Annotated in this window: 16 protein-coding genes; 10 read left to right on the top strand and 6 right to left on the bottom strand. The window is 66.4% G+C overall.

Translation table 11 applies throughout. The annotated features are described in order from the left end of the window. Positions 1 to 66: 66 nt before the first annotated feature. Positions 67 to 1,020 (bottom strand): 4-hydroxy-3-methylbut-2-enyl diphosphate reductase, encoded by a 954-nt coding sequence (locus tag Q4G50_RS01085; RefSeq protein WP_303375787.1) that lies wholly within the window; start codon positions 1,018 to 1,020, stop codon positions 67 to 69. Between the two features lie 84 nt (positions 1,021 to 1,104). On the opposite strand from Q4G50_RS01085, the gene xseA reads away from it, so the two are divergent. The 3 genes from xseA (at position 1,105) to Q4G50_RS01070 (ending at position 4,586) form a co-directional block, all read left to right on the top strand. Continuing rightward, complete coding sequence (xseA, locus tag Q4G50_RS01080) at positions 1,105 to 2,346, top strand: exodeoxyribonuclease VII large subunit (protein ID WP_303375786.1); 1,242 nt, start codon at positions 1,105 to 1,107, stop codon at positions 2,344 to 2,346. 11 nt (positions 2,347 to 2,357) lie between these two features. Then, the gene (locus tag Q4G50_RS01075; protein WP_303375785.1) at positions 2,358 to 2,612 is read left to right on the top strand and encodes an exodeoxyribonuclease VII small subunit; all 255 of its coding nucleotides are present in this window, start codon (positions 2,358 to 2,360) and stop codon (positions 2,610 to 2,612) included. Positions 2,613 to 2,690: 78 nt separating this feature from the next. Next, on the top strand, positions 2,691 to 4,586 hold the full coding sequence (locus Q4G50_RS01070) for a VWA domain-containing protein (protein WP_303375784.1): 1,896 nt from the start codon (positions 2,691 to 2,693) through the stop codon (positions 4,584 to 4,586). Between the two features lie 2 nt (positions 4,587 to 4,588). Here the strand turns inward: Q4G50_RS01070 and Q4G50_RS01065 are convergent, their stop codons facing one another. Continuing rightward, positions 4,589 to 5,167 carry a DUF4245 domain-containing protein gene (locus Q4G50_RS01065; protein WP_303375783.1) on the bottom strand — a complete coding sequence of 193 codons (579 nt, stop codon included), beginning with the start codon at positions 5,165 to 5,167 and terminating at the stop codon, positions 4,589 to 4,591. A gap of 180 nt (positions 5,168 to 5,347) precedes the next feature. Here Q4G50_RS01065 and glpX point away from each other — a divergent pair, with 180 nt between their 5' ends. The 3 genes from glpX to Q4G50_RS01050 all read left to right on the top strand — a co-directional run bounded on the left by glpX (position 5,348) and on the right by Q4G50_RS01050 (position 8,516). Further along, a complete protein-coding gene (gene glpX, locus Q4G50_RS01060; protein ID WP_303375782.1) occupies positions 5,348 to 6,361 on the top strand; it encodes a class II fructose-bisphosphatase in 1,014 nt (337 codons plus the stop codon). A 114-nt stretch (positions 6,362 to 6,475) separates the two neighbouring features. Further along, positions 6,476 to 7,876 (top strand): class II fumarate hydratase, encoded by a 1,401-nt coding sequence (locus Q4G50_RS01055; protein ID WP_303375781.1) that lies wholly within the window; start codon positions 6,476 to 6,478, stop codon positions 7,874 to 7,876. Between the two features lie 178 nt (positions 7,877 to 8,054). After that, the gene (locus tag Q4G50_RS01050) at positions 8,055 to 8,516 is read left to right on the top strand and encodes a DUF2871 domain-containing protein (RefSeq protein WP_303375780.1); all 462 of its coding nucleotides are present in this window, start codon (positions 8,055 to 8,057) and stop codon (positions 8,514 to 8,516) included. Here Q4G50_RS01050 and Q4G50_RS01045 read toward each other — a convergent pair. Beyond that, complete coding sequence (locus tag Q4G50_RS01045) at positions 8,480 to 9,448, bottom strand: hypothetical protein (protein WP_303375779.1); 969 nt, start codon at positions 9,446 to 9,448, stop codon at positions 8,480 to 8,482. The genes Q4G50_RS01050 and Q4G50_RS01045 overlap by 37 nt on opposite strands. Positions 9,449 to 9,521: 73 nt before the next feature. Here Q4G50_RS01045 and Q4G50_RS01040 point away from each other — a divergent pair, with 73 nt between their 5' ends. Genes Q4G50_RS01040 through Q4G50_RS01030 form a run of 3 tightly spaced genes read left to right on the top strand, consistent with a single transcriptional unit; the run spans position 9,522 to position 12,232 of the window. Continuing rightward, complete coding sequence (locus Q4G50_RS01040; RefSeq protein ID WP_303375778.1) at positions 9,522 to 10,163, top strand: TetR family transcriptional regulator; 642 nt, start codon at positions 9,522 to 9,524, stop codon at positions 10,161 to 10,163. After that, entirely contained in the window at positions 10,160 to 11,692 is a 1,533-nt protein-coding gene (locus Q4G50_RS01035) for an MDR family MFS transporter (protein ID WP_303375777.1), read from the top strand. The genes Q4G50_RS01040 and Q4G50_RS01035 overlap by 4 nt, the downstream gene beginning before the upstream one ends. 3 nt (positions 11,693 to 11,695) lie before the next feature. Beyond that, complete coding sequence (locus tag Q4G50_RS01030) at positions 11,696 to 12,232, top strand: hypothetical protein (RefSeq protein WP_303375776.1); 537 nt, start codon at positions 11,696 to 11,698, stop codon at positions 12,230 to 12,232. On the opposite strand, the gene Q4G50_RS01025 is transcribed toward Q4G50_RS01030, so the two are convergent. The 3 genes from Q4G50_RS01025 to Q4G50_RS01015 form a co-directional block, all read right to left on the bottom strand. After that, complete coding sequence (locus Q4G50_RS01025; protein ID WP_303375775.1) at positions 12,199 to 12,726, bottom strand: GNAT family N-acetyltransferase; 528 nt, start codon at positions 12,724 to 12,726, stop codon at positions 12,199 to 12,201. The genes Q4G50_RS01030 and Q4G50_RS01025 overlap by 34 nt on opposite strands. Positions 12,727 to 12,789: 63 nt before the next feature. Continuing rightward, positions 12,790 to 14,160 carry a PhoH family protein gene (locus Q4G50_RS01020; protein WP_303375774.1) on the bottom strand — a complete coding sequence of 457 codons (1,371 nt, stop codon included), beginning with the start codon at positions 14,158 to 14,160 and terminating at the stop codon, positions 12,790 to 12,792. Between the two features lie 237 nt (positions 14,161 to 14,397). Continuing rightward, the gene (locus Q4G50_RS01015) at positions 14,398 to 15,042 is read right to left on the bottom strand and encodes a LysR family transcriptional regulator (protein ID WP_303375773.1); all 645 of its coding nucleotides are present in this window, start codon (positions 15,040 to 15,042) and stop codon (positions 14,398 to 14,400) included. A 63-nt stretch (positions 15,043 to 15,105) separates the two neighbouring features. Between Q4G50_RS01015 and Q4G50_RS01010 the strand changes: the two genes are divergently transcribed. Further along, positions 15,106 to 15,447, top strand: coding sequence for a DUF5997 family protein (locus Q4G50_RS01010; RefSeq protein ID WP_303375884.1), 342 nt, complete (start codon positions 15,106 to 15,108; stop codon positions 15,445 to 15,447). The last annotated feature ends 38 nt before the right edge of the window (positions 15,448 to 15,485 follow it).

The following is a 15,485-nucleotide window of genomic DNA, read 5'->3' as shown; positions in this document are numbered from 1 at the left end:
GCGATCGCGAGGGGATGACCCCTACCCCCGTGCCCCGAGCCCCGAGCCCCGAGTGCAATGAGCGAACTACGACCGCGCCGGCCGCAGCACCCGCGGCAGTGCGAACACGATGGTCTCGGCTGCGGTGGTGACTTCCTCGACATCCCCGTAACCGCGCTCGGCGAGGTATGTCAGAACGTCCTGCACAAGGATCTCCGGAACAGACGCGCCGGAGGAGATGCCAACGGTCGAGACACCTTCCAGCCAGGCGTCGTCGATCTGGTGCGCGAAATCGACGAGGTGGCCGGCATCCGCCCCTGCTTCCAGCGCGACCTCAACGAGGCGTTTGGAGTTCGAGGAGTTCTGGGAACCGACGACGATCATGAGGTCGCATTTCGGGGCGATGGCCTTGACCGCTACCTGGCGGTTCTGGGTGGCGTAGCAGATGTCGTCGGACGGCGGATCCTGCAGATCCGGGAAACGGCGCTTGAGGGCGGCGACGATCTCCAGGGTCTCGTCGACCGACAGGGTGGTCTGGGACAGCCAGATGAGCGGCTGATCGGCCGGGAAGTCCGGCAACAGGTCGACTCCTTCCACCCCGTCGACGAGGTGGGTGTGATCCGGGGCCTCACCCATGGTGCCCTCGACTTCCTCGTGGCCTTCGTGGCCGATGAAGAGGATCTGGTAGCCGTCGCGAACGAAGCGTTTGACCTCGTTGTGCACTTTGGTCACCAGGGGGCAGGTGGCGTCGAGGGTCTGCAGGTTGAGGCGGGAGGCCTCCTCGTGGACGGCCGGGGACACGCCGTGAGCGGAGAACACCAGGTGGGCGCCCTCGGGGACTTCGTCGGTCTCGTCGACGAAGACGGCACCGCGCTCGGCGAGGGAGTCGACGACGTACCGGTTGTGCACGATCTCCTTGCGCACGTAGACGGGCGCGCCGTATTTCTCTAGGGCCTTCTCGACGGTCTCGACGGCCCGGTCGACGCCGGCACAGTAGCCGCGGGGGGCCGCGAGGAGGATCTTCTTAGCTGCTTCGCTCATGGCACCCACCCTAACCAACGTCGGCAATTAAGCCTAGACTTGGGACTCGTCACTGTCCCGGGAACCGATTGTCAGGAGTGTCACATGGCGGGTGGGAAGTCCACGTCCGAGGCCCCGTGGCCGGTTCGTCGACTGAACGCCGAGGTCAAGGGGTGGATCCAGCGCCTGGGCTCGGTGTGGGTGGAGGGCCAGCTCACACAGGTCAACGTTAAGCCCTCGTGGAAGCTGTCCTACCTCACGCTGCGTGATACCGAGTCCGAGACCTCCGTCCAGCTCACCGCGTCAACGTCGCTGATCCAGGGGCTGGCCTCACCGCTGCGTGACGGCGACCGCGTCGTCATCCATGGGCGCCCCGCCTTCTACGAGGGGCGCGGCTCCTTCTCCCTGTGGGTGACGGAGATCCGCCCCGTCGGCCTCGGCGAACTCCTGGCCCGTATTGAGCGCCTGCGCACCCAGCTTGCCGCCGAGGGCCTGTTCGACCCGTCGCGGAAGAAGACGCTGCCCTACCTGCCGCGCCGCGTCGGCCTGATCACCGGCCGTGGCTCGGCTGCTGAGCGTGATGTGCTCTCGGTGGCGCAGGATCGCTGGTCAGCGGTGGATTTCCACGTGATTAACACCCCTGTACAGGGTGCGACGGCGGTGCCGGAGATCATTAACGCGCTACAGATACTTGACGACGACCCTTCCGTCGACGTCATCATCATCGCCCGCGGTGGTGGGTCCGTCGAGGACCTGCTGCCATTTTCCGAGGAGGCTTTGCAGCGCGCCGTCGCCGCGGCGCGAACTCCGGTGGTGTCTGCCATTGGGCATGAGCCGGATAACCCGGTGCTGGATAATGTCGCGGACCTGCGTGCCGCCACCCCGACTGATGCCGCGAAGCGGGTGGTCCCGGATGTGGCGCAGGAACGCGCGATCCTCGCCGAGGCACGCTCCCGGATGGCCGCTGCCTTGCGCGGCTGGGTGCAGCGAGAGAGGCAGGGGTTGGCGTCGATACGCTCACGGCCGGTGTTGGCGGACCCGATGACGCCGATTACGCGGCGTCGCGAAGAAGTCACCCGTGCGGTCGCGCTCATCCGCCGGGACGTGCAGTATCTCCTGCAGACCGAAACCGCGCAGGTGTCCTCGCTGCGCGCCCAGGTCGCGGCCCTGGGACCCTCGGCGACCTTGGCCCGCGGCTATTCGGTCGTGCAGGTCATCCCACGCGACGGCACCCCACCGGAAGTGGTCATGAGCATCGAGCAGGCCCCGCCCGGCAGCCAGCTGCGCATCCGCGTGGCGGACGGATCCATCACCGCGGCCAGCATGGCCGCCACCCCGGCAGACTAGAAGGAGAGACAATGAACGACAACGTGGTCGGCAGCGGTGAGGCGGGACAGGACGCCTTCCCCGACGTGGGCACCCTCAGTTACGAGCAGGCCCGCAACGAGCTCATCGAGACGGTGAAGATCCTCGAGCTCGGCCAGATGGGGCTTGACGAGTCACTGAAGTACTGGGAACGCGGCGAGGCTCTGGCCAAGCGCTGCGAGGAGCATCTCGACGGCGCCGCCCGCCGCGTCGAGGAAGCCTTGGGAAACGCTGTGAACGACTCCTAGGTGTTGCAGGCCACACTCGTCGGTGGGAAACTCGACTGATAATAGTTTCGCTATCCAACCTATAGACGGGATCACCTCATGCCGACACCGTTCAGCCGCCGCCTCCCCGGCCTACTCGGGGCGCTCGTTCTGGGGTCGGTGTCCGCCCCCGCCGCGCTCGCCCAGGATGCACCCCGCGCTCCCTCGACGATGGTGGTCCTCGACTCCTCCGGCTCGATGATCAACAACGACGCCGGCGGGCAGACGCGTATCGACGCCGCCAAAGACGCCGCCCGCACCTTCATCGACGAGGTCGGCGGCTCCGCCGACCTCGGGCTGGTCACCTACGGCGGCAACACCGGCGAAACCGACGCCGACCGCGCAGCCGGCTGCCGCGACATCACCCTCGTCACCCCACCCGGTGACGACACCGCCGAGGACATGCTCAACCACATCGACGCCCTCGAACCCCGCGGCTACACCCCCATCGGCGACTCCCTCATCGAGGCCGCTGACGCCCTGCCGTCCCAGGGCGGCACCATCGTGCTTGTCTCAGACGGCATCGACACCTGCGCCCCACCCCCGGTGTGCGAGGTGGCCGCCGACCTCGCCGACCGCGGCGTCGACATCATCATCAACACCGTCGGCTTCAACGTCGACGCCGCCGCCCGCGCCGAACTCCAATGCATCGCCGACGCCGCCGGCGGCACCTACGCCGACGCCTCCGACGCCGACACCCTCGCCGAAGAACTCAAGAAAGCCACCACCCGCACCTACCGCGCCTACGAATCCGACCTCGAGCGTATCGACGGCGGGGCGTCGGAAAGCGAGGCTGCCGAGGTGTCCCGCGGCGTGAAGGAATTCTCCACTGCTCTACCCGCCGCCGCAGACGACGACACTGAGTCAGTCGTGCACTTCACCACCCCGGTAACCGAGGGCGAGCGCGTCATCGTCTCCGCCACGACCACTCAGGCACCGAGCATCAACAACTGGGAGGCAGGCTCCTTCATTCTCAACGTGCGTGCCGAGGAACGAGCCTGCCAGCTCGACACCGACACCATCGGTGAAATCGCGGTGAGCAACTACCAGACGACCACCCTGTTCAGCCACGTCATCGGCGAGGGCTGCGACGTCGATGATCTCGGTTTCCACCTCACCCGCCAGGGGGGCTGGAATGCCGGCGAGGAGGTGAACGTCGACGTCACCGTCACCCGCCTGGGTGTACCCGACATGGAGGGGCAGCCTGCCCCGGTCGCGGAGACATCTGATCCTCCACAGGTAAGCGGCACCGGTGAGGGCACGGAAGTCACCCCCGGCACGTGGTTCGCCGATGCCGCCGAACTCACCCCCGGCGAGACCGTCCGCGTCGACATCGTCCCCGGTGAAACCCACTTCTACCGCCTGCCCGTCGAGCACGGACAGCGGCTGGTCGGCGCCGTGACCCCGGTGGAGGAATCCGAGGACTTCTCCGGCATGGGCCCGGGTGAGAATCTCAAGGTCACTGCATACAACGAGGCGGGCGCGATCGTGCCGTTGTCGAATGGCACTGCCCGCATCCTCGCCGATCGCACGACCGACTTCGGCTACGAGGCCCCGGTCCTGTTCGCCAACCGCTATGGCGGCACCGACGAGGAGGGCTCGGCTGACAGGGACGTACGGAGAATCTGGCTCGACGGTCAGCAGTTCCTCTCCGTGCGCTATGACCGCCTGTTCTCCAGGGAGGACATCGACGCGCAGTCCCAGCTGCCCGTGCTCACCTACACACTGGTGGCCGACGCCGTTGGGGATCCGGTGCCGGGTCCGACGTTCACGCCGGTGAATGCTACGACCACCTCAGAACCGCCGACCTCCGAGGCTGCCCCTGCGCCAGAGACCGAGTCAGCTGCTGCGGACAGTGACAGTGACAGCGGCGGCATGGGCCTGTGGCTCGGCTTCGGCGCTGTTGTCCTCGTGCTGCTGGGCGCCGGAGGCTTCGCCCTCAGTCGACGAAGCTAGAGCTACTCCCCCGCCGCCGGGAGGGGGGTGACGTTGACGGTGGCGTCGATAAGCTCCTCGAACTCCGCATCCTTGCCGGCACCGCTGAACAACAGGCGGGCATCGCCCATGTCAACGACCCACAGGTCACGGACATCCGACTCCTCGGAGGTATACACCTGCACCTCATGGCCGGCGACCTGGACGGTGCGGTCGAGATCACGCGGATCCGGGTCAATGCCGCGGACGGCGTCGTCGAGCGGCTGATCCGTCTGGGTGAGCTGGATGAAACCACGATCATCGGTGACCCAACCCACGATCGGGGCAGGGGTTTGATTCACCTGGCCACGGCGGGCGGAGTTGGTCACCCAACCCTCCGGATTCTCCGGCATGCGGACCGGGAAGTTGGTGGCGCGGGCCTCCATCCCCATGAAGGTGTGGGCATCGACCTCACGGACCGGCCCGCCCTCGGGGGCGCCGGGCTCATAGGTGCACAGGCCGGTGGCGCCGACGCTGACGACCATGAGGACGACGATGAGGGCCAAGGACAAGAACATGTCCCGCCCGTCCTGGAAGATCCGGGGCTTTTCCGCTGCAGACACGCGCCCAAGTATGTCAGATCCGTACCAGCTCCCCTCTTTTGGGTGGGCAAACCCACACGCAGGCCCGCAAGTGGTGGAACAATAATTGGGAGGTAGGTGGATTCCGCAACCGCGGTACTCCCCCGCCCTTAAAGAAGCACGCTGTCACACAACCAACCCGCCCGCAGGAGGCCGTTGACCATGAATGCACCCCGTACGGAAGCACCCGACCGTAACCTCGCGATGGAGCTCGTCCGTGTCACTGAGGCGGCGGCACTCGCTTCCGGACGCTGGGTCGGCCGTGGCATGAAGGAGGAGGGCGACGGTGCTGCCGTGGACGCGATGCGTCAGCTCATCAACTCCGTGAACATGAACGGTGTCGTCGTCATCGGTGAGGGCGAAAAGGATGAGGCCCCGATGCTGTACAACGGCGAGAACGTCGGCACCGGCGAGGGCCCCGAGGTAGACATCGCCGTCGACCCGGTGGACGGCACCACCCTCATGGCCGAGGGCCGTCCCAACGCCATCTCCGTCATCGCTGCCGCTGACCGCCACTCCATGTACGACCCGTCCGCTGTGTTCTACATGGACAAGATCGCCGTCGGCCCGGAGGCCGCCGGCACCGTCGACATCGAGGCCCCGGTCGCCCACAACATCAACGCCGTCGCCAAGGCCAAGGGCATCGCCTCCTCCGATGTGACCGTCATCGTGCTGGACCGCCCGCGCCACGTCGAGCTCATCGCCGACATCCGCCGCGCCGGCGCCAAGGTCCGCCTCATCCGCGATGGTGACGTCGCCGGCGCCATCGCCGCCGCCCAGGACACCAACTCCATTGACATCGCCATGGGCATCGGCGGCACCCCGGAGGGCATCATCACCGCCTGCGCCCTCAAGTGCATGGGCGGCGAGATCCAGGGCAAGCTGTGGCCGATCGACGATGCTGAGGCGGGCCGCGCCCGCGACGCCGGCCTCGACCTCGACGGCGTCCTGGGCATCAACGACCTGGTCTCCTCCGATAACTGCTTCTTCGCCGCCACCGGCGTCACCAACGGCGACATGCTGCGCGGTGTCTCCTACCGTGCCGCCGGCGCGACGACCCGTTCCCTGGTCATGCGTTCCAAGTCCGGTACCGTCCGCTTCGTGGAGTCCCGCCACCAGCTGGCCAAGCTGCAGGAGTACTCCGTGGTGGATTACTCCAAGGATCCTTCCGCCTAAGCCGGATTTTTCGGCCATACTGTGAGGGGGACTTCCCCGGCGCCCTCTCCGCAGTATTTTCACCCCGCCGGGCCAGTTTCCCACGTCCTAACTACAAGCAAAAGGTGGTTATTCATGACCGAGCAGGAATTCCGCATCGAACACGACACCATGGGTGAGGTCAAGGTCCCGGTGAACGCACTGTGGCAGGCCCAGACCCAGCGTGCCGTGGAGAACTTCCCGATCTCCGGCCGCGGCCTGGAGTCCGCGCAGATCCGCGCCATGGGCCTGCTCAAGGCCGCGTGCGCCATCGTCAACAAGGAGCGTGGCCTTCTTCCGGCGGAGCAGGCCGACGCCATCGTCGCCGCCGCCAAGGAGATCGCCGACGGCCAGCACGACGCCGAGTTCCCGATCGATGTCTTCCAGACCGGTTCCGGTACCTCGTCCAACATGAACACCAACGAGGTCATCGCGTCCATCGCGAAGAACAACGGCGTGGAGGTCCACCCGAACGACCACGTCAACATGGGTCAGTCCTCCAACGACACCTTCCCCACCGCCACCCACGTCGCCGCCACCGAGGCTGCCGTCAACGACCTCATCCCGGGCCTGAAGGTCCTCCACGAGTCGCTGGCCAAGAAGGCCGCCGAGTGGAAGTCCATCGTCAAATCCGGCCGTACCCACCTCATGGACGCTGTCCCGGTCACCCTGGGCCAGGAGTTCGGCGGTTACGCCCGTCAGATCGAGCTGGGCATTGAGCGTGTCGAGGCCTGCGTCGAGCGTCTCGGTGAGCTGCCGATCGGCGGTACCGCCGTGGGCACCGGCCTGAACACCCCGGCTGACTTCGGTGCGAAGGTCACCGAGGAGCTCAAGTCGCTCACCGGCGTGCAGGAGCTGTCCGAAGCTAAGAACCACTTCGAGGCGCAGGCCAACCGCGACGCCCTCGTCGAGTTCTCCGGCGCGATGCGCGTCGTGGCCGTGTCCCTGTACAAGATCGCCAACGACATCCGCCTCATGGGCTCCGGCCCGCTGACCGGTTTCGCTGAGATCCACCTGCCGGACCTGCAGCCGGGTTCCTCCATCATGCCGGGCAAGGTCAACCCGGTCCTGTGTGAGACCGCCACCCAGGTCTCTGCCCAGGTCATCGGCAACGACGCCGCCGTCGCTTTCGCCGGCACCCAGGGCCAGTTCGAGCTCAACGTCTTCATCCCGGTCATGGCCCGCAACGTGCTGGAGTCCTCCCGCCTGCTGGCCAACACCGCCCGCGTCTTCGCGGAGCGTCTCGTCGACGGCATCGAGCCGAACGAGGAGCGCATGAAGACCCTGGCTGAGTCCTCCCCGTCGATCGTCACCCCGCTGAACTCGGCGATCGGTTACGAAAACGCCGCCAAGGTGGCCAAGACCGCTCTGGCTGAGGGCAAGACCATCCGCCAGACCGTCATCGACATGGGCTTCGTCGACGGTGACAAGCTCACCGAGGAGGAGCTGGACAAGCGCCTCGACGTCCTCGCGATGGCTAACACCGACCGCGACTAGTCACAACTCTTACGGGCCCGTTGCGTACTTACCGGTGGTTCAAACCACCGGTAAGTACTCAACGGGCCCGTTACTTGTGTGGGGTACATGGATCGGTTGATTCCGGCCCCGCAGCTAGGAATCCGGGGCCGGTCCAACTTAGGGTGGATTTGTATTCATCCCCCCCCGAGTTGTGGACGTGATAGACGTGAAAACCCTGTACAACCTGGCACTGACGTGGCTGATTCTCGGCCTGGTGGCCGGTGTGTTCTACCGCGAGTGGACGAAGTTCGCCGGGTTCACCGGCGATACCCAGTTGTCGACGCTGCACACCCACATGCTCACCCTCGGTGTCATCGTGCATCTGGTGCTTCTGGCCCTGGACCGTGGTTTCGCGCTCACCGGGCACAAGCTGTTCACAACATCGATCTGGGTGTTTAATGCTGGGCTGGCGGTGACGATGGTTCTCATGACGGTGCGCGGCCTGCTGCAGGTCGACGGCGGGGAGCCGCTGATCCCGGATGCGGCGATCTCGGGCATGGCGGGCCTCGGCCACATCACGATGGCGGTGGGACTGGGCATGATCTTCAAGGTGCTGGGGGATCGCGTGAAGTTTGTCGCGCGTCAGTCGTCGCCGGCGGACATGAGCTCCAGCAAATAGGGGGTGGGGGTGATCTTGAGCTCGCGGGCCTCCTGGTCGAAGGAGGTCAGCGTGGTCACTTCCCCCTCGTGCCACATGTGCAGCAGCGGGGAGACCGCGTGCGCCCCGTCCACCGCGAGTTGGGCGGCGACGGGAGCGAGTCGCCCCAGCCCCTCCAGGAGATCCTCTCCGGTGGTGATTTCCCGGACCAGCAGGATGTGGCGGGTGGGCATGGCGAAGAGTATGCCGCGGGAGTGGTCGAGTTCGGGGGCCCAGGCTTCGAGAATGTCGGGGAAGAGGACGGGGGCGGTGGCCGTGTAGTAGCTGCCGGATTCGAAGGAGCGGAAGTGGGCGCCAGGGTGGTCCTCGGAGGCGGGGTGGATGTGGGTGTGGACGTCGGCGTCGAGAAGCTCGGTGCGCAGGTTGTTGCGGGCGGCGCGGACGAGCGTATCGACGTCGTCGTGATCCCGCAGCCGGTCAAGCGGCATCGTCTGGATGGTGCGTTCGGTGTCGAGGACCAGAGTGACGGCGGTGTCGTCGGTGAAGCCACGGAGCGTGGCGGCGGTGACGATGTCCTGTTCCTCCGGCACGAGGTGTGTGGTCGCGGCGATGCGCAGGCGCAGGCCAGCGTACAGGTCTGCGGTGGTCCATTCATGGCTGGGTTCGCTGTCGAGGACGGAGCTTAAGAAAGCGCGGGCCATGGAGCGCGGCGCCTTGGGGTGCTGGGAGGCGCCGACATCGCGGATGAGGTTCTCCAGGTTGACGGCGACCCGGCCCTGGCGGGGGTGATCGATGATCGCGTGGCGGCTGTCGAACCTGACGGTGGCACCCTTCTCGGCGAGGGTGCGGCGCAGTGCCGCGCGCAGCTCACCGGCCTGCCCTCGGGTGAGTCCGGGGAAGTGCAGGTCTGGGCGGTTCCGGTCCCGGAAGCGGCGGAGTCGGCGAAGCATCATTGTCCACGAGACTACCCCACCGCACATTCCTGCACTTGAGTGCAAACATGCACCGGGTGTAAAGTTGCACCTTGTGAATGATGACACCTCTTTGCGTGAGCGTAAACGACTGGCCACCCGCCGCCGGATCGAGGACGCGGCGACCGCGCTCGTCGAGAAGCACGGTTTCGACAACGTCACCGTCGAAGACATCTGCCGTGCCGCGGACATCTCGCGACGCACCTTCTTCAACTACATGGACTCGAAGGACGAAGCGATCCTCGGCGCACCGCCCCTGACGCTCTCCGCGGCCAGGCAGCAGGACTTCATCGACACCCCCTCCGACAACCTGGTGAAATCCGCCCTCCTGCTCATCGCCGCCACCCACGACGACAACATCAGCGAGGACCTCGAGGCGGGTATCGACGCCGCGCACATCACCACCGTCCGCGAGCGACGGCACCGCATCATCGCCGCCGACCCCTCCGTGGCGCTCATGTCGATCAACCGTTTTCGGGAACAGTCGACGTTGATGCACGGGCTCGTCGTCAAGCATCTCGAACGCCACCCCGGGGACCGGAAACTGCCCACACAGCCACTCCCCCTCGAAGCCGCCATGATCGCCGGACTCATCCGCGAAGCCGTATGGATGCACATGCACCGCCCCCACCACGACGCCACCCTGGCCGGAACCGGCGAAATCCTCACCACCTTGACTAAGGAGCTTTACTGGTGACCACCCAGGCGCCGCGCCTGCGGCTCATCTTCGCTGCCCTGCTCACCACCATGCTCATGAGCTCACTGGGGCAGATGATCTTTTCCACCGCCATGCCGACCATCGTCGGCGAACTCGGCGGCGTCAACCACATGAGCTGGCTGATCTCCGGGTTCATGGTCACCATGACCATCGCCATGCCGATCTTCGGCAAAGTCGGCGACATGGTGGGGCGCAAGTGGCTCTACCTCTTCGGCATCGCCACCTTCATCGTCGGCTCCACCCTCGGCGGTTTCGCCCAGTCCATGGAGGTGCTCATCCTGGCGCGTGCCATTCAGGGCTTCGGCGCCGGAGGCATGATGGTCACCTCCCAGGCGATCGTCGCCGAGGTCGTCTCCGCCCGCGAACGCGGCAAATTCATGGGCATCATGGGTGCCACCTTCGGCCTCAGCTCCGTCCTCGGCCCCGTCCTCGGCGGCTGGTTCACCGACGGGCCCGGCTGGCGCTGGGGCCTGTGGATCAACATCCCCCTCGGCATCCTCGCCTTCACCATCTCCCTCCTCGTCCTGCGCCTGCGCACCGGCCAGTCCACCGGACGTTTCGACTGGCTGGGCACCCTGCTGCTCACCGTCACCACCGGATCGCTGGTGCTGTTCACCACCTGGGGCGGGCTGGAGTACCCGTGGGGTAGCCCCGTCATCCTGGGGCTGATCGCGGTGACGATCCTCGGTGCAATCGCATTCATCGTGGTCGAGCTCCGCGCCGCCAACCCGCTCATCCCGATGGAGTTGTTCCGCAACCGCAACATGGTGCTCACCACCGCCGCCGGCACCATCATGGGCCTGGCCATGATCGGCGCCCTGGGCTATCTGCCCACCTACCTGCAGATGGTGCACACGCTCACCCCCACCAATGCCGGCCTCATGATGATCCCCATGATGCTCGGCATGATCGGCACCTCCTCAGTCTCCGGAGCCCTGATCTCCCGATACGGCAACTACAAGTGGTACCCCGTCGCCGGCATGGGAGTGATCTCCCTGGCACTGTTCCTGCTCTCCCGCCTCACCGTGGACACCGGCCTGGTGGCACTCGGCGTACTCTTCTTCGTCTTCGGCTTCGGCCTCGGACTGGTCATGCAGGTGCTGGTGCTCATCGTGCAGAACTCCTTCCCCATCGCCATGGTCGGCACCGCCACCGCCTCCAATAACTTCTTCCGCCAGATCGGCTCCTCCCTCGGCGCCTCACTGGTCGGATCCATGTTCATCCACAACCTGCAGGGCCACCTGGCCGAGCGCCTGCCGGACGCTTTCGCCGCCATGGGCGCAGAGGGGGCGGGCTATGCCGATGCCTTCTCCGAGGGCGGCGGGGCCGCGAACTCGCTCACCCCAGCGTCCGTGGTGCAGCTGCCCGCCCCCATCCGAGATGTTGTCCTGGCAAGTTACAATGACGGTCTCACCCCCGTCTTCCTGCTCATGGTGCCACTCACGGTCTTCGCCCTGCTCCTGCTGGTGCCCGTGCGGGAGGACAAACTCAAGGAGACGATCGACTAAGCCATGCGGCCCAAGGTCCTGCTGGCTATCTTTAGCGTCGTACTGCTCATCGCCGCGCTGCTACTCGTTCCGCGCGCCACTCGCGAGATCACCTACGTCGGCTCATCCGGGGTCTCCCACGACGGGGCCGACGGCCTCACGGTGCACATCAACACCTGCGGGGAGCAAATCACCCGGGTGGATGTGGAACAGGGGGACCTCGAGGCGTCCCGGACCGCCGACGAACCCTTTTCAGGAGTCGTCGCCTTCGCCCTCGGGCACGCGGCACCGGAGGGCTGGACGCTGGAGGACAACGGGAAGGACGGGGACGCCGACAAGCGGATCGAGGTGGCAGCCACGCTGCACAACCGGGCCGCCACGCACCACTTCCGCCCCGCCGAGGTCGACGCCGCGGAAGTGCAGAACCTGGAACCGGGGCGCATCGCGACGGGGACGCCCACTGTCCACGGGGACCGGCTCATCTACCAGCCGGAGCAGTTCGCCACGGACTGCCTCGGCCCGGTCACCTACTCCCCCGGCTTGGGCAGCAGCTTCTCGTAGACGTCGGTGTCACGCCACTGGCCGGCGAGTTCACCGTAGGTCATCTTCGCCAGGTGGCGGAAGGTACCGACCTTCTCGAAGCCGCGGGACTTGTGCAGGCCCGCCGAACCCTCATTCTCCGGGAACACCCAGGCATGGATGCCCCACTTGTGCAGGGACTGGCACACCTCGATGAGCTTGTCCAGCAGCGCACCCGCCACGCCCCGCCCCGCGGCGTCGGGGTGGATGTAGATGGAGTTCTCCACCACTCCGTGGAAGACGGAACGCGAGGAGATGGGGGCGGCGGCGACCCAGCCGAGGAGCTTGTCCGGATCCTCGTTCTCGACGGCCACGAAGACGGTCTCGAGGATCTTCGCCCGGGAGAACTGCTCCCAGGTCGGCGCCTTTGTCTCATAGGTGGCGTGGCCGGATTCGAGACCCATCTCGTAGATGGCTCGCACCTGGGTGTAATCCTCAGGCCGGATGGGTCGGAGCGTGAAGGTCGCATCTGCCATGGGATGTATTGTCTCCCACGCCGCCGAGGGGCCGCAAACGGAAAGGCCCTCGGCAGTCGAGAACTACTGATCCTCGAGCAGATCGGTGACCAGTTCGGCGATGGCGGAACGCTCGGAGCGCTGGAGGGTGATGTGGGCGAACAGCTCGTGGTCCTTGAGCTTCTCGATCACCGCCTGCACCCCGTCGTGGCGCCCCACCCGCAGGTTGTCGCGCTGGGCGACGTCATGGGTGAGCACGACCCGCGAACCCCGTCCCAGGCGCGAGAGCACGGTGAGCAGCACGTTGCGCTCTAGTGACTGGGCCTCATCGACGATGACGAAGGAGTCGTGCAGCGAGCGGCCGCGGATGTGGGTGAGCGGGAGGACCTCGATGAGGTCGCGCGCCTGGATCTCCTCCATGACGTTGTCGGAGACCAGCCCGTCGAGGGTGTCAAACACGGCCTGGGCCCAGGGATTCATCTTCTCGGTCTCCGAGCCGGGGAGGTAGCCGAGGTTCTGCCCACCGACGGCGTAGAGGGGACGGAAGACGACGATGCGGCGGTGCTCATTGCGCTCCAGCACCGCCTCCAGGCCGGCGCACAGGGCGAGTGCCGACTTACCGGTGCCGGCACGGCCACCGATGGAGACGATGCCGACGTGGTTGTCCAGCAGCAGGTCGAGGGCGATGCGCTGCTCCGCGGAGCGTCCCTGCAGGCCGAAAGCGTGCTGGTCGCCGCGGACGAGGCGGATCGCGCCGTCGGCGGTGAGACGGCCGAGCGCCGACTGGGTAGAGGTGGTCAGCGTGATACCGCAGTGAACGGGCAGCTCGGCGACGTAGTCCCCGTGGTCGGTCAGCGCAGTGTCATCGAGGGTGACCTCGCCGTCGCGGTAGAGCGTGTCAATCGTCTCCGCGTCCGTGTGGACGGTGGACATCCCGGTGTAGCCGGTGAGCACTACATCCTGCGCGTGGTACTCATCCGCCTGCAGACCGACGGCACCGGCCTTGACGCGCAGCGGGACGTCCTTGGTCACCAGCGTCGTGTCATGGCCCTCGCGCTGCAGGTTAAGCGCACAGGCGAGGATGCGGTGATCGCCCTCGGTGCCGCGGAAGGCAGAGGGCAGCTGCGACTGGTCCTGGTGGTTGAGCTCGACGCGCAGGGTGCCGCCGTCGACGTTGACGGGCACCGGCTCGTCGAGGCGCTCATAGGTGGAACGCAGGTCCTCCAGCATGCGCAGGGCCTGGCGGGCGAACCAGCCCAGCTCCGGGTGGTGACGCTTGGCTTCCAGCTCCGTGATCACCACCACCGGCAGGACCACCTCATGCTCGGCGAATTTACGCAGTGCCCAGGGATCGGACAGCAGCACGGAGGTGTCGATGACGTAGGTGCGGGTGATGACGTCCCGGCGCGTGTCCAGCTCGTGCGCGGGAATGTGGGCGGTGATCGGCTCGGTCATGGCAGGGGCTCCCCATGTGCCAGGTCCCGGGTACCCGGTCCCCAGCGCTCCTGTCAGTCCAGTGGCGCCTCCCGCCGTGCCGGTACCAGCGCGGCGGGCGCGGGCCGGGTGGCGAGGAGTAGGGCTGGTGCATGTGCCGCCCGGTTGACCCGAATCTAACCCGGCGAGGTGGAAATTACATGGGTGAAAGATTAACTTCTGGTGACGTTGTCTCACCCTCACCTTGAGGTTTGATGCTTATCGACGCCGCCGTGGCCGCTGCGGCTTCTTCCCCTCCGCACGCCGTTGCCGCTTCGCCAGGGTCTTCTCCCGAGCACTGCGTTTCGGCGCCGCCTGGCGCGAGGAGTTAGGGGTGCGCCCCTTGGCGATGCCAACGAAGTCCTGGATCGCCCCCGAATCCTTCTCCTTGTCCCACACCAGGGCAATGTCCGTGGCCGGTACCTCGCCGAGGTAGTCGCGGTGGGCGATCTGCCGCCGCGAGAGCACCTTAATCAACGGGCGCGGCGCGATGAGCACGCCGACGTTGGCGGCGACCACCTGCAACCCAGCCCGCACGGCCTCGACGTCCACCTCCCCCGACTCCGGGGGGGCGTAGTTGATGATCTCGCCCTCGATATCCGCGGGACCGATCTCCTCCAGCAGGGTGAGCTCGTGGTCCTTTGGCACCGCGATGCCGGGCGCCTCGGAATAGAGAACCACGACGTGATGGGAATCGCTGAGGCGGGCGTCGGGGAGCCTGACCAGGGCGAGGTCGACGCGGGCGTCGATAAGCTCGGCAAGGGGATCGACTGCATCCATGACCGTCAGACGGTGCGTGGTGCGGTCGCGGAAGCGGGTGAACCACTTGTCGGGTTCGGTGCCGGTGACGAAGCTCAGGCGCATGGGGCTAATGCTACCGTTGGGGGCGTGAATGAAGATTCTGCACGTCAGCCGTCCGGCCGCGCGATGAAGCCGCAGACCGCGGCGAAGAAGCTCGGCATCTACCTGCCCGCCACCCCGGAAGAATTCCAGGCGAATGCGGTCACCCACGCCGAGCTCAAGCAGCTGGTAGAGAACCCGCCAGAATGGCTCGCCGAGCTGCGCCGCTCCGGCCCGCACCCGCGCCCGATTGTCGCGCAGAAGCTGGGGATCACCATCGCTGCGCTCAAGCGCAATAACATGGATCAGCCGCTGACCACCGCGGAGATCAAGGAATTACTGGAGGATCAGCCGCAGTGGCTGCGTGAGGCCCGCACCGCGCTGGCGGAAGGCCGTGAGGCCGAAGCCGAGGAAGCATCGGCCGAGTAGGCGTTCGCCCACCGCACCCCCGTTCACCCTGAACGGGG

This window comes from Corynebacterium sp., assembly GCF_030538285.1.
In the GTDB taxonomy this organism is placed as follows: Bacteria; Actinomycetota; Actinomycetes; order Mycobacteriales; family Mycobacteriaceae; genus Corynebacterium.
This window is presented reverse-complemented; position numbering and strand designations above follow the sequence as displayed.

Bases quoted from the DNA above. Each gene is read 5' to 3' on its own strand.
- Q4G50_RS01025 (WP_303375775.1), bottom strand. From the start codon at position 12,726: ATGGCAGATGCGACCTTCACGCTCCGACCCATCCGGCCTGAGGATTAC.
- Q4G50_RS01075 (WP_303375785.1), top strand. From the start codon at position 2,358: ATGAACGACAACGTGGTCGGCAGCGGTGAGGCGGGACAGGACGCCTTC.
- Q4G50_RS01030 (WP_303375776.1), top strand. From the start codon at position 11,696: ATGCGGCCCAAGGTCCTGCTGGCTATCTTTAGCGTCGTACTGCTCATC.
- glpX (WP_303375782.1), top strand. From the start codon at position 5,348: ATGAATGCACCCCGTACGGAAGCACCCGACCGTAACCTCGCGATGGAG.
- xseA (WP_303375786.1), top strand. From the start codon at position 1,105: ATGGCGGGTGGGAAGTCCACGTCCGAGGCCCCGTGGCCGGTTCGTCGA.
- Q4G50_RS01055 (WP_303375781.1), top strand. From the start codon at position 6,476: ATGACCGAGCAGGAATTCCGCATCGAACACGACACCATGGGTGAGGTC.
- Q4G50_RS01085 (WP_303375787.1), bottom strand. From the start codon at position 1,020: ATGAGCGAAGCAGCTAAGAAGATCCTCCTCGCGGCCCCCCGCGGCTAC.
- Q4G50_RS01020 (WP_303375774.1), bottom strand. From the start codon at position 14,160: ATGACCGAGCCGATCACCGCCCACATTCCCGCGCACGAGCTGGACACG.
- Q4G50_RS01015 (WP_303375773.1), bottom strand. From the start codon at position 15,042: ATGCGCCTGAGCTTCGTCACCGGCACCGAACCCGACAAGTGGTTCACC.
- Q4G50_RS01010 (WP_303375884.1), top strand. From the start codon at position 15,106: ATGAAGCCGCAGACCGCGGCGAAGAAGCTCGGCATCTACCTGCCCGCC.
- Q4G50_RS01045 (WP_303375779.1), bottom strand. From the start codon at position 9,448: ATGATGCTTCGCCGACTCCGCCGCTTCCGGGACCGGAACCGCCCAGAC.
- Q4G50_RS01070 (WP_303375784.1), top strand. From the start codon at position 2,691: ATGCCGACACCGTTCAGCCGCCGCCTCCCCGGCCTACTCGGGGCGCTC.